Genomic DNA, 13,338 nt, shown 5'->3' on the forward strand with positions numbered 1-13,338 from the left:
GAATACAGAAAATGAAAATCGGAACACAGAATCAGGCTTTTTTCCCGGAAAATATTCTCGAGAAATTCCGTTACATCAAAGAGATGGGTTTTGATGGTTTTGAAATTGACGGCAAATTGCTGGTCAACAATCTTGAGGAAGTGAAAGCGGCGATCAAAGAAACGGGTTTGCCTGTTACCACCGCCTGCGGGGGGTATGACGGTTGGATCGGTGATTTTATCGAAGAACGTCGTTTGAATGGTTTACAGCAGATTACCCGCATTCTCGAAGCGCTGTCCGAAGTAGGCGGGCAAGGCATTATTGTCCCTGCCGCCTGGGGTATGTTTACCTTCCGCCTACCGCCGATGACCTCTCCGCGTAGTCTGGAAGGCGATCGCAAAGCCGTCAGTGATTCATTGATTTATCTCGATAAAGTTGCCGAGCGTACGGGGACGGTGGTGTATCTCGAGCCGCTCAACCGCTATCAGGATCATATGATCAACACCCTGGCGGATGCTCGCCGCTATATCGTGGAAAACAACCTGAAGCATGTGCAAATCATTGGTGATTTTTACCATATGAATATCGAAGAAGATGATATGGCACAGGCGCTGCATGACAATCGCGATCTGTTGGGACACGTGCATATTGCGGATAACCATCGTTATCAGCCGGGGAGCGGTACGCTGGATTTCTCTGCGCTTTTTGACCAACTGCGTGAAGATAATTATCAGGGCTATGTAGTCTATGAAGGGCGCGTACGGGCGGAGAACCTGCCGGAAGCATACCGTCAGTCGCTGGCCTGGCTGCGTACCTGCTAAGAGGATTTCCGTGAAAAGTGCACTGACAAGCGCTCCGCTACGTGTCGCCATTATCGGCGCCGGGCAGGTAGCGGATAAAGTTCATGCTTCGTACTACTGCACCCGCAACGATCTGGAACTGGTGGCTGTCTGTGACAGCCGCCTGTCACAGGCGCAGGTGCTGGCAGAGAAATACGGTAATCCGCAGGTTTGGGACGATCCTCAGACGATGTTACGCGAGGCTAAGCCAGATATCGTCAGCATCTGTTCGCCCAATCGTTTTCATTACGAACACACCATGTTGGCGCTGAACGCCGGCTGTCATGTGATGTGCGAGAAGCCTCCGGCAATGACGCCAGACGAGGCGCTGGAGATGTGTCAAACGGCGCGGCGTATGGGGAAGGTACTGGCTTATGATTTTCATCATCGTTTCGCACTGGATACACAACTGCTTCGCGAACAGGTAATGAGCGGCGTGTTGGGTGAAATCTATGTCACTAATGTCCGCGCCTTGCGCCGCTGCGGCGTACCCGGCTGGGGTGTTTTTACCAACAAGGAACTGCAGGGCGGCGGGCCGCTGATTGATATCGGTATCCATATGCTTGATGCCGCGATGTATGTGTTGGGCTTCCCGGCGGTAAAGCGCGTTAACGCGCATAGCTATCAACGTATTGGTACGCGTAAGAACAGCGGCCAGTTTGGGGAATGGGATCCCGCGACGTACACCGTTGAGGATTCTCTGTTCGGCACGATCGAATTTCATAACGGCGGGATCCTGCGCCTTGAGACCTCTTTCGCGCTGAATATTCCTGAACAATCGATTATGAACGTCAATTTCTGTGGCGATCTTGCCGGGGCGACCTTATTTCCGGCGCAGGTCTATACCGATCGTGACGGGACGCTGGATGTGCTGTTCCAGCGCGAAATAGCCGATGACAATCGTCATTTTCGCAGCATGGAGGCCTTCGTGAATCACGTTCAGGGCGAGCCTGTCGCTATTGCAGACGCAGAGCAGGGCGTCGTTATTCAACAACTGGTTGCCGCACTGTATGAATCGGCTGAAACAGGAACATATGTAGACTTATGACGAAGCCAGTAATGCTAACCGAACCGGCTTTTTGCCCACACAGCCTCAACAAATATGCGTCGCTGATGACGCTTGGCAACGGCTATATGGGGATTCGCGCCAGCCACGAAGAAGCCTACACCTTACAAACTCGCGGCATGTATCTGGCGGGACTGTATCACCGGGCGGGGAAAGGTGAAATTAATGAACTGGTTAATCTGCCTGATGTGGTGGGCGTGGAGATCGCGCTTAATGGCGAGATTTTCTCACTAACCAGCGGCGTGATTGAGCGCTGGTATCGTGAACTGGATTTTGCCAGCGGAGAATTACGCCGTACCCTGGTCTGGCGAGCGCCCGGCGGCGCACGTTTCGCTATTGAGAGTCGGCGGTTTGTCTCGGCGCAAAAACTGCCGCTGTTTGCTATGGAAGTTGCCGTTACCCCGCTGGATGGTGATGCGAGCATTGGCATCTCAACCGGGATTGATGCCACGATCACCAATCATGGACGTCAGCATCTGGATGAAACGCAGGTCCGGGTATTTGGTCAGCATCTGCTGCAAGGCATTTACACCACCCAGGACAATCGCAACGATATCGCGATCACGACGTTTTGCGACGTAGACGGTACGGCGCAGCGCTGCTTCACCGCGAAAGAACGTCGGTTGTTACAACACAATAGCGTGCAGGCGAAAACTGGACAACGCGTTACGCTGACGAAAATTAGCTGGATCGACTGGGCGAGCGAGCGCAGCCTGTCGCTGGAAACCTGGGGACGCCAGTCGCTGCGTAATCTGGAAGCGTGCGCCCAGCAGGGATATGACGCACTGCTGGCGGAATCGACCGCTAACTGGCATGCCTGGTGGCAAAGCCATCGTGTTCAGGTCACCAGTAATGATATGAGCGATCAGCGAGCGCTGGATTATGCGCTCTATCATTTGCGTGTAATGACGCCAGATCACGATGAGCGCAGCAGTATTGCGGCGAAAGGTCTGACGGGAGAAGGGTATAAAGGCCACGTTTTCTGGGATACCGAGGTCTTTCTGTTACCGTTCCATCTCTTCACCGAGCCGAAAACCGCAAGAGGTTTATTGCGTTACCGCTGGCATAATTTGTCGGGCGCGCGTGAGAAAGCCCGCCGCAACGGTTGGCAGGGGGCGCTGTTTCCCTGGGAGAGCGCGCGCAGCGGTGAGGAGGAGACGCCTGAATTCGCGGCGATCAACATCCGTACCGGACTGCGGCAGAAAGTGGCCTCCGCCCAGGCTGAGCATCATCTCGTGGCGGATATTGCCTGGGCGGTGATCAATTACTGGCATGCCTCCGGGGATATGAACTTTATGTCCCGTGAAGGTATAACGCTGCTTCTGGAAACAGCGAAGTTCTGGATAAGCAGGGCTGTCATGGTCAACGATCGTTTAGAGATCCACGATGTGATTGGTCCGGATGAATACACTGAGCATGTGAACAACAATGCGTTCACCAACTACATGGCCTGGTACAACGTAGAGCAGGCGCTCGGTTTTGCGCGTCGCCTGGGCTGTAACGATGAGATCTTTATTCATCGTGCTGAGCATTTTTTACGCCATCTCTGGCGTCCGGAAGCGTTGTCCGATGGTGTGTTACCTCAGGATGACACCTTCCTGAGCAAACCGGTTATCGATCTGTCCAGTTACAAAGCGAAAGCGGGCAAGCAGACGATTTTGCTCGATTACTCCCGTGCAGAAGTCAACGAGATGCAAATTCTCAAACAGGCCGATGTCGTGATGCTGACTTACATGCTGCCGGAGCAATTTAGCCCGCAAACATGTCTGGCTAACCTGCGTTATTACGAGCCACGCACGATTCACGACTCCTCTTTGAGTAAGGCGATTCATGGGATTGTAGCTGCGCGTTGCGGTGATTCGGCTCAGGGGTATCGGTTCTGGCGCGAAGGTTCGCTTATCGATCTCGGGGATGACCCGCACAGCTGCGATGATGGTATTCATGCGGCGGCAACGGGCGCAATCTGGCTGGGCGCTATCCAGGGATTTGCCGGAGTGAATATTCGCCATGGGGAGTTACATCTTGCCCCTGCATTACCGGAACATTGGCAAACACTGTCTTTCCCACTGCGCTGGCAGGGTTCCACTATGCAGATAACTATCAACGCTGCCGAAATCCGTATTCGCAGTGCTGAGCAAATTATCCTTTGGATTAATGGCGAAAAAATCTCCGTGCAGGGGGAGGCCGTAATCTGCTATGACGCCATTATTTCGCCCACCTATGGGACCGCTACCACTAGAAGGGGCGATGAATGATCCTCAAACCACAGGCCATCATTTTTGATTTAGATGGCGTGATTACCGACACTGCTCATCTGCATTTTCTCGCCTGGCGGCAGGTAGCCGGTGAAATAGGAATTGCGATTGACGAAACATTTAATGACAGCCTGAAAGGGATTAGTCGCGGCGAATCGCTACAGCGTATTTTGCAATATGGCGGGAAAGCGGGGGAATTTACACCTGAAGTTTGCGCACAATTGGCCGAGAGAAAAAACAGGCTGTATGTCCATTCTTTGCGCCAGTTGACGGTGAACTCGGTACTGCCGGGAATACGTGAGCTGCTGATGACGCTGCGGGAAGAGCGGATTCCAGTGGGGCTGGCCTCCGTGTCGCTCAATGCGCCCACTATTTTACAGGCGCTTGATCTTAGCGCTTGTTTTGACTTTTGTGCGGATGCGGCGCTGATTACCCATTCAAAACCGGATCCGGAGATTTTTCTGGCGGCCTGTGCGGGGCTTGGCGTTGACCCGCAACAGTGCATTGGCATAGAAGATGCACAAGCAGGAATTGATGCAATCAACGCCTGCGGCATGCTTTCTGTCGGCATCGGTACGGGGCTGAACGGGGCAAGCCTGCAACTTCCTTCAACCGAATTTCTGACGTGGCCGTGCTTATCGGCTCTCTGGCAACACGACAAGTAAAGGATTCAACATGGCACAGCTTTCGTTGCAGCATATTCAAAAAATTTACGACAACCAGGTACACGTCGTTAAAGACTTCAATCTGGAAATCGAAGACAAAGAGTTTATTGTTTTTGTTGGGCCTTCCGGTTGTGGGAAGTCAACGACGTTGCGCATGATCGCCGGCCTGGAAGAGATCAGCGGCGGCGATCTGCTGATTGACGGTAAACGGATGAACGATGTGCCGGCGAAATCGCGCAACATTGCGATGGTTTTTCAGAACTACGCGTTGTACCCGCACATGACAGTCTATGACAACATGGCGTTTGGCCTGAAAATGCAGAAAATTCCCCCTGCCGTGATTGAGGAGCGTGTCAACTGGGCGGCGCAAATCCTTGGCCTGCGCGATTATCTGCAACGTAAACCGGGGGCGTTATCCGGTGGTCAGCGTCAACGTGTGGCACTGGGGCGTGCGATTGTTCGTGAGGCAGGGGTCTTCCTGATGGATGAACCCTTATCGAACCTCGATGCCAAACTTCGCGTACAGATGCGGGCAGAAATCAGCAAGCTGCATCAGAAACTCAATACCACCATGATATATGTTACCCATGATCAAACCGAAGCCATGACCATGGCGACGCGTATTGTGATTATGAAGGATGGCATTGTTCAGCAGGTTGGTGCGCCGAAAACAGTTTATAACCACCCAGCAAATATGTTTGTCGCAGGATTTATTGGTTCACCGGCCATGAACTTTATTCGTGGCGCGATTGACGGTGATAAGTTTGTTACTGAAACACTGAAATTAACGATTCCAGAAAATAAATTAGTACAATTAAAACTACAGGGTTATGAACATCAGGCGGTCACGCTGGGAATTCGTCCTGAAGATATACATCCGCAGGTTAATAATAAAAATAGTGTGTCGGCAAAAATTAGCGTTGCAGAATTAACTGGCGCTGAATTTATGCTTTATACCATTGTTGGGGGGCATGAGTTAGTGGTCCGTGCTGGGGCAGTGAATGATTATCACGCAGGAGAAAATATCACTATTCATTTTGATATGGCGAAATGCCATTTCTTTGATGCTGAAACTGAAGTAGCTATTCAATAAAACTCCGGGGGGATAATAGTCCCCCACGCCTTGGGGCATTTTTGCGAGTATTTTAACAAGGAATAATAATGAAAACCCTACTGTCCGCTACTGCGCTGATTATGAGCGCAGGAATGGCCTGCGCGCAGGCTGCTGAAAAGAATGACTGGCACTTTAATATAGGTGCTATGTACGAAATAGAAAACGTTGAAGGTCAGGGCGAAGATATGGATGGACTGGCTGAGCCGTCCGTCTATTTTAATGCGTCCAATGGGCCGTGGAAAATATCGCTGGCCTATTACCAGGAAGGGCCGGTTGATTACAGCGAGGGTAAGCGCGGTACGTGGTTTGACCGACCTGAACTGGAAGTCCGCTATCAATTCCTCGAAAGCGAGAATGTTAATTTCGGCTTGACAGGTGGCTTCCGTAATTACGGTTATCACTATGTGAATGAACCCGGAAAAGACACAGCTAATATGCAGCGCTGGAAAGTGCAGCCAGATTGGGATGTTAAACTTAGCGATGACCTTCGCTTTAGCGGCTGGTTTGCGATGTATCAATTCGTTAATGATTTGAGCACCACCGGCTACTCTGATAGCCGCGTCGAAAGTGAGAGCGGGTTGAATTATACGTTTAACGAAACAGTAGGGTTAACTGTGAACTATTACCTTGAACGCGGCTTTAATCTGGCAGATTCGCGTAATAATGGTGAGTTCTCAACCCAGGAAATTCGTGCTTATTTGCCTCTGTCCTTCGGCAATACAACCCTGACGCCGTATACCCGCCTGGGGCTTGATCGCTGGTCAAACTGGGACTGGCAGGATGATCCTGAACGCGAAGGCCATGATTTCAATCGTCTCGGTTTACTGTATGCGTATGATTTCCAGAACGGTTTATCAATGTCTCTGGAGTATGCTTATGAATGGGAAGATCATGACGAAGGCGAAAGCGACAGGTTCCATTATGCTGGTATAGGCGTGAACTACGCATTCTAAAAAAGAACAGGGGCATTATTATGCCCCTGTTTTTACACCAGTGAGTCGGCCAAAGATATTTGCGTGCTTACAGTTATATTCTGTAATCCTTTCTCACCTGCAATCAGATTAAATAATAAATTACAACTTTGTTCACCCAACTGCTGAGTAGGTACATCAATTCCACCAGGAACTGGTGTGAGTATAAAAGAAAGTAGCTCATTACTATAGCCTACAACGGCAAGTTGTTGTGGGATGTCAATGTTTTTCTCGGCCGCCACGCGATATAAGCTCATTAACTTTAAGCTGTCTGTCGCAAATACGGCATCGGGTAGCGGCTGCTGGCTCAGTAATTTTCGAGAAGCAAGCAGGGCGGTTTCATGAGTATACCCGCCGTCAATAACCCACTCATCGCGCATTTTAATGTTATGTGCCTGAAGGCTGGCTTTATAACCGTTAACGCGGTCGATAGAAACATGGACGTCAAGCGGTGCATGCAAACAGGCTATATTACGGTGGCCACTCTCAATCAGCGCATTTGTCAGCGTAATACTGTCGCGATAATTATCGGTGTCTACAGAATAGACATTGGCGTAGTCACCTTCAACTTTCCCAATAACCACAACCGGTACGTTGTATTTATCCAGACTAGCAAAAAATGATTCATCGGCAGGAGAGCTCAGCATAATGATCCCTTTGATCAACTTCTGCTTAATTTTGCTCTCACATTTTTGTAAATCATCTTCGGTGCTTCGCGACGTCTGCAATATGACATCAAAACCGACTTCTTCAGCCTTGGCAGTAATTGCATGCAACACTTCAGAGAAAAACGGATTACCGGCAGTTGTTTTTGCAGAACGGGTAGATATCACCATTATTGCATCAAACCCGGAAGAGGTCAGCGCGCGAGCAAGTTTATTAGGTTGATACTGTAACTCATCAATTGCGCGCAGCACCTTTTCAAGCGCTTCCGGCGAGATGTTGGTTTGCTTATTAAGCACGCGCGATACCGTGGATTTTGATACGCCAGCGGCTCGTGCAATATCATAAATGGTAGGAGACATAGATCCCAAGCTCCGTCCGAGAGTCAATGGCGGACATATTATGGAGTTAATTGACGAATGACAACAATCTCGGAATGCGGTTAGAAAAATCAAAAGGCTAACTGCAGCATAGGTAACCTGAGGAACAATCGTCCGCGCCTGCAGGCGGTGATAATGCGGTCGCAATATTTTCTTAAGAACAGGCGTATAGTGTGGTGGTTAAATCCAACAATCAGTCGGGAAGATATTATGTTGAAAAAAGGCGTATTAGCGTTGGCACTGGTCATCGGCATGCCGGTTTATGCAGTTGAACACTGGATTGATGTTCGCATTCCTGAACAGTACCAACAGCAGCATATTCAGGGGGCCGTCAACATTCCGTTGAAAGAGATGAAGACGCGTATCGCAGCTGAAGTGCCTGATAAGAACGACACCGTGAAGCTGTACTGCAACTCCGGGCGTCAATCGGGGCAGGCGAAGGATATGTTAACTGAAATGGGCTATACGCAGGTGACGAATGAAGGTGGCATCAATCAGATAGCGCTTCCTAAAGTAGAGCATAAATAAACCGCCCGCATTCATTCTGCTACAGGCGGTAAGAATAATGCCGCCTGATACAGCACAGGTAGTTGATAAGTAAGAATTGGCCCCTATCTTTACTTCCTGTTTGTTATAATTTCTTCGGTTCCTTCAGCAAAACGGGATGGCGATGAAGCGACTTAAAAATGAACTCAATTCGCTGGTTAATCGCGGGGTAGACCGGCATTTACGCCTGGCTGTTACTGGACTTAGCCGCAGCGGTAAGACGGCGTTTATCACCGCGATGGTAAACCAGTTACTCAATATTCATGCCGGTGCGCGTCTGCCGTTGCTCAGCTGCGTGCGCGAAGAGCGTTTGCTCGGCGTAAAACGGGTTCCTCAACGCGATTTTGGCATTCCGCGCTTTACCTATGATGAGGGACTGGCGCAACTGTACGGCTCTCCGCCAACCTGGCCGACCCCTACGCGCGGCGTGAGTGAAATACGTCTGGCGCTGCGCTATAAATCCAATGACTCTTTACTGCGCCACTTTAAAGACACCTCCACGCTGTACCTGGAGATCGTCGATTATCCGGGGGAGTGGCTGCTCGATTTACCGATGCTTGCCCAAGATTATCTGAGCTGGTCGCGGCAAATGACCGGATTATTGCAGGGGCAGCGGGGCGAATGGTCGGCAAAATGGCGGCAGTTATGCCAGGGGCTGGATCCGTTGGCGCCTGCTGATGAAAACCGTCTGGCGGAAATTGCTGCCGCCTGGACGGAGTATCTGCATCAGTGTAAACAGCAGGGCCTACATTTTATTCAACCGGGCCGTTTTGTCCTGCCCGGAGATATGGCGGGCGCGCCTGCGCTGCAATTCTTCCCGTGGCCGGATGTCGATGCCTGGGGGGAATCAAAGCTGGCGCAGGCTGACAAACACACCAACGCGGGCATGTTGCGCGAAAGATTCAATTATTACTGCGAAAAGGTCGTCAAAGGGTTTTATAAGAATCACTTCCTGCGCTTTGACCGCCAGATTGTGCTGGTCGATTGCCTGCAGCCGCTCAACAGCGGGCCACAGGCGTTCAACGACATGCGTCTGGCGCTTACCCAGTTGATGCAAAGCTTCCATTACGGGCAGCGTACGCTGTTTCGTCGGCTATTTTCTCCGGTGATCGACAAGCTGCTGTTTGCCGCCACCAAAGCCGACCACGTCACGGTCGATCAGCACGCCAATATGGTGTCGTTATTGCAGCAGCTGATCCAGGACGCATGGCAAAACGCTGCGTTCGAAGGTATCAGCATGGATTGTCTGGGGCTGGCATCGGTGCAGGCAACCACCAGCGGCTTGATCGATGTGAAAGGTGAAAAGATCCCGGCGCTGCGAGGTAATCGTCTGAGCGATGGCGAACCGCTAACCGTTTATCCGGGGGAAGTGCCCGCGCGACTGCCAGGACAGGCGTTCTGGGACAGCCAGGGCTTTCAGTTTGAAGCATTTCGCCCGCAGGTTATGGATGTCGATAAACCCTTACCACATATCCGCCTCGATGCCGCGCTGGAGTTTTTAATAGGAGATAAATTGCGATGAGCGAGCCGTTAAAACCGCGTATCGATTTCTCAGGTCCGCTGGACGTGGAACAAAACACGGCGTTTAAAGCGCAGCAAATGTTCAACGAAATGGAGGCGCAGACTTTTTCTCCGGCGAAAGTGGATGAACCCCTGGAAGACGAAGGTCAGGCGGAGGCCGTCATTGATGCGGCCTTACGCCCCAAACGCAGTCTGTGGCGCAAGATGGTGATGGGCGGGCTGGCGCTGTTTGGCGTAAGCGTTGTTGCTCAGGGTGTGCAGTGGACCATGAACGCCTGGCAGACTCAGGACTGGGTCGCGCTGGGAGGATGTGCCGCAGGCGCATTGATTATCGGCGCAGGTGTCGGATCGGTGGCGACCGAGTGGCGCAGATTGTGGCGATTGCGTCAGCGCGCGCACGAACGTGATGAAGCGCGAGACTTGCTCCACAGCCATGGAACCGGAAAAGGTCGTGCATTTTGTGAAAAACTGGCGCAGCAGGCGGGTATCGATCAGTCGCATCCGGCTCTACAGCGTTGGTATGCCTCAATTCATGAAACGCAGAACGATCGCGAAGTGGTCAGCCTGTATGCCCATCTGGTGCAGCCGGTGCTGGATGCGCAAGCCCGGCGTGAGATCAGTCGTTCAGCGGCAGAGTCCACGCTGATGATTGCCGTCAGCCCGCTGGCACTGGTGGATATGGCGTTTATCGCCTGGCGCAATCTGCGCCTGATTAATCGCATTGCATCGCTGTATGGCATTGAACTTGGTTATTACAGCCGTCTGCGCCTGTTCCGCCTGGTGTTGTTGAATATCGCTTTTGCCGGGGCCAGTGAGCTGGTGCGGGAAGTAGGGATGGACTGGATGTCGCAGGATTTAGCCGCCCGCTTATCAACGCGTGCCGCACAGGGCATTGGCGCGGGGTTATTAACGGCGCGTCTGGGCATTAAAGCTATGGAGCTTTGCCGACCGCTGCCGTGGATCGATGATGATAAGCCACGACTGGGCGATTTTCGCCGTCAACTGATTGGTCAGGTGAAAGAGACCTTACAAAAGAACAAATCTCCGCGCGAAAGTTAGCTATAAAACAGGCGCCGATCGTATAACTTTACGCCCCGGCGCCTAATTTTCCAGCGCGCTGTCAATATTTGTTGACAGAGTTCTTCCTGCAAACCAAATACTGTCTTATCATTTAACACATAATCCCTTGTCCAGGTGAAGGTTCCTATGCGTTTGGAAGTCTTTTGTGAAGACCGTCTTGGTCTGACCCGCGAATTGCTCGATTTACTGGTGCTGAGAAGCATTGATTTACGCGGTATCGAGATTGACCCCATCGGGCGAATTTACCTTAATTTTGCGGAGCTGGAGTTCACCAACTTCAGCAGTCTGATGGCTGAAATCCGCCGTATTTCAGGGGTTACGGATGTGCGCACCGTACCCTGGATGCCTTCCGAACGTGAACATCTGGCGCTGAGTGCTCTGCTTGAAGCGTTGCCAGAACCGGTCCTTTCTCTTGATATGAAAAGCAAAGTTGAGATGGCGAACCCTGCGAGCTGTCAACTTTTTGCGCACACCCAGGAGCGGATGCGCAACCATACCGCAGCCCAGTTAATCAATGGGTTTAACTTCCAGCGCTGGCTGGAAAGCAATCCGCAGGATTCCCATAGCGAACATGTCGTGATTAACGGGCAGAATTTCCTGATGGAAATTACGCCTGTCCATTTGCAGGGCGAAAATCAGGAGCAGATGCTGACCGGCGCGGTGGTGATGTTGCGCTCCACCATCCGAATGGGACGTCAGCTGCAAAATATGACAACGCAGGATCTCAGCGCGTTTAGCCAGATTATTGCCGTCAGCGCCAAAATGAAACACGTCGTAGAACAAGCGCGCAAGCTGGCGACGCTGAGCGCACCGCTGCTGATTACTGGTAATACCGGCACCGGCAAAGATCTTTTTGCTCATGCCTGTCATCTGGCAAGCCCGCGTGCGTCGAAACCGTATCTGGCGCTGAACTGTGCGTCAATCCCTGAAGATGCGGTTGAAAGCGAGCTGTTTGGCCATGCGCCGGAAGGCAAAAAAGGGTTCTTTGAGCAGGCGAATGGCGGTTCGGTTCTGTTAGATGAAATTGGCGAAATGTCGCCGCGTATGCAGACCAAATTGCTGCGTTTTCTCAATGACGGCACGTTCCGTCGCGTGGGAGAAGATCACGAAGTTCATGTTGATGTCCGTGTGATTTGCGCGACGCAAAAGAACCTTGTGGAGCTGGTGCAGAAAGGACTTTTCCGTGAGGACCTCTATTATCGTCTGAATGTACTGACGCTAAACCTGCCGCCGCTGCGCGATTGCCCACAAGATATTATGCCGCTTACCGAACTGTTTGTGGCGCGTTTTGCCGATGAACAGGGCGTGCCGCGTCCGAAGCTGTCCGCCGATCTCAGCACGGTGTTAACCCGTTACGGTTGGCCGGGCAACGTGCGTCAGCTTAAAAACGCTATCTACCGGGCGCTGACCCAGCTTGAAGGTTATGAGCTGCGGCCGCAGGATATTTTACTGCCGGATTATGATGCGGCAACGGTTGCGGTCGGAGAAGAGGTAATGGAAGGGTCGCTGGATGAAATTACCAGCCGCTTTGAACGCTCCGTGCTGACGCAGCTGTATATGAATTATCCCAGCACGCGCAAGCTGGCCAAGCGCCTCGGCGTTTCGCATACCGCGATTGCCAATAAATTGCGCGAGTACGGCCTGAGCCAACAGAAAAAAAGCGAAGAGTAATGTCGTAAATGAAAATGCCTCCATGCGGAGGCATTTTTGTATGCAAACGCAGCTTACGCTTTCAGTACGTCCAGCGCCGCTGTGTAGTCTGGTTCGTTGGTGATTTCATTGACCAGTTGGCTGAAGACGACGTTGTCATTTTCATCGATAACAACTACGGCACGTGCGGCCAGACCTTTCAGCGGGCCTTCAGCGATTTCAACACCGTAGTTTTTCAGGAATTCTGCGTTGCGCAGGGTGGACAGCGTGATAACGTTGCTCAGACCTTCCGCGCCGCAAAAACGAGAGTGGGCGAATGGCAGGTCGGCCGAAATACACAGTACGACGGTATTGTCGATTTCTGTCGCCAGTTGGTTAAACTTACGTACCGATGCCGCGCAAACGCCGGTATCGATGCTTGGGAAAATATTCAGCACTTTGCGCTTGCCTGCAAACTGGCCCAGCGTAACGTCAGACAGGTCTTTAGCCACAAGGGTAAAAGCCTGAGCTTTGCTTCCAGCCTGAGGAATGGAGCCGGCAACTGCAACCGGGTTGCCCTGGAAATGAACGGTTTGTGACATGGTTATCTTCCTGTTTACATATAGTTAA

Annotated in this window: 12 protein-coding genes; 10 read left to right on the forward strand and 2 right to left on the reverse strand. The window is 51.7% G+C overall.

Features of this window, described 5'->3' with window-relative positions:
- Window positions 1–11 precede the first annotated feature (11 nt).
- The 6 genes from AAER43_RS23450 to AAER43_RS23475 all read left to right on the forward strand — a co-directional run bounded on the left by AAER43_RS23450 (window position 12) and on the right by AAER43_RS23475 (window position 6,871).
- Window positions 12–800, forward strand: coding sequence for a sugar phosphate isomerase/epimerase (locus AAER43_RS23450; protein WP_048216275.1), 789 nt, complete (start codon window positions 12–14; stop codon window positions 798–800).
- A 10-nt stretch (window positions 801–810) separates the two neighbouring features.
- A complete protein-coding gene (locus tag AAER43_RS23455) occupies window positions 811–1,866 on the forward strand; it encodes a Gfo/Idh/MocA family oxidoreductase (RefSeq protein WP_048216276.1) in 1,056 nt (351 codons plus the stop codon).
- Complete coding sequence (locus AAER43_RS23460; protein ID WP_140415080.1) at window positions 1,863–4,139, forward strand: glycoside hydrolase family 65 protein; 2,277 nt, start codon at window positions 1,863–1,865, stop codon at window positions 4,137–4,139. The genes AAER43_RS23455 and AAER43_RS23460 overlap by 4 nt, the downstream gene beginning before the upstream one ends.
- A complete protein-coding gene (pgmB, locus tag AAER43_RS23465) occupies window positions 4,136–4,804 on the forward strand; it encodes a beta-phosphoglucomutase (RefSeq protein WP_071446290.1) in 669 nt (222 codons plus the stop codon). The genes AAER43_RS23460 and pgmB overlap by 4 nt, the downstream gene beginning before the upstream one ends.
- 10 nt (window positions 4,805–4,814) lie before the next feature.
- On the forward strand, window positions 4,815–5,897 hold the full coding sequence (locus tag AAER43_RS23470; protein WP_096149663.1) for an ABC transporter ATP-binding protein: 1,083 nt from the start codon (window positions 4,815–4,817) through the stop codon (window positions 5,895–5,897).
- Between the two features lie 68 nt (window positions 5,898–5,965).
- Window positions 5,966–6,871 (forward strand): OmpG family monomeric porin, encoded by a 906-nt coding sequence (locus AAER43_RS23475; protein WP_087878555.1) that lies wholly within the window; start codon window positions 5,966–5,968, stop codon window positions 6,869–6,871.
- Window positions 6,872–6,903: 32 nt separating this feature from the next.
- Here the strand turns inward: AAER43_RS23475 and AAER43_RS23480 are convergent, their stop codons facing one another.
- Complete coding sequence (locus AAER43_RS23480) at window positions 6,904–7,914, reverse strand: LacI family DNA-binding transcriptional regulator (RefSeq protein WP_087878554.1); 1,011 nt, start codon at window positions 7,912–7,914, stop codon at window positions 6,904–6,906.
- A gap of 228 nt (window positions 7,915–8,142) precedes the next feature.
- On the opposite strand from AAER43_RS23480, the gene pspE reads away from it, so the two are divergent.
- From pspE to tyrR, 4 genes are all read left to right on the forward strand, one after another.
- Complete coding sequence (pspE, locus tag AAER43_RS23485; RefSeq protein WP_087878553.1) at window positions 8,143–8,460, forward strand: thiosulfate sulfurtransferase PspE; 318 nt, start codon at window positions 8,143–8,145, stop codon at window positions 8,458–8,460.
- Window positions 8,461–8,602: 142 nt separating this feature from the next.
- The gene (locus AAER43_RS23490; RefSeq protein ID WP_003833262.1) at window positions 8,603–10,000 is read left to right on the forward strand and encodes a YcjX family protein; all 1,398 of its coding nucleotides are present in this window, start codon (window positions 8,603–8,605) and stop codon (window positions 9,998–10,000) included.
- Entirely contained in the window at window positions 9,997–11,058 is a 1,062-nt protein-coding gene (locus AAER43_RS23495) for a YcjF family protein (RefSeq protein ID WP_087878552.1), read from the forward strand. Before AAER43_RS23490 ends, AAER43_RS23495 begins: the two co-directional genes overlap by 4 nt.
- Before the next feature lie 147 nt (window positions 11,059–11,205).
- Window positions 11,206–12,750, forward strand: a complete 1,545-nt coding sequence (tyrR, locus tag AAER43_RS23500; RefSeq protein WP_008784910.1) for a transcriptional regulator TyrR — start codon at window positions 11,206–11,208, stop codon at window positions 12,748–12,750.
- A 53-nt stretch (window positions 12,751–12,803) separates the two neighbouring features.
- On the opposite strand, the gene tpx is transcribed toward tyrR, so the two are convergent.
- Window positions 12,804–13,310, reverse strand: a complete 507-nt coding sequence (tpx, locus tag AAER43_RS23505; RefSeq protein ID WP_003020437.1) for a thiol peroxidase — start codon at window positions 13,308–13,310, stop codon at window positions 12,804–12,806.
- Between the last annotated feature and the right edge of the window lie 28 nt (window positions 13,311–13,338).

The sequence above is a fragment of the Enterobacter sp. FUJ80071 genome, assembly GCF_038739915.1.
Classification (GTDB): Bacteria; Pseudomonadota; Gammaproteobacteria; order Enterobacterales; family Enterobacteriaceae; genus Enterobacter; species Enterobacter kobei.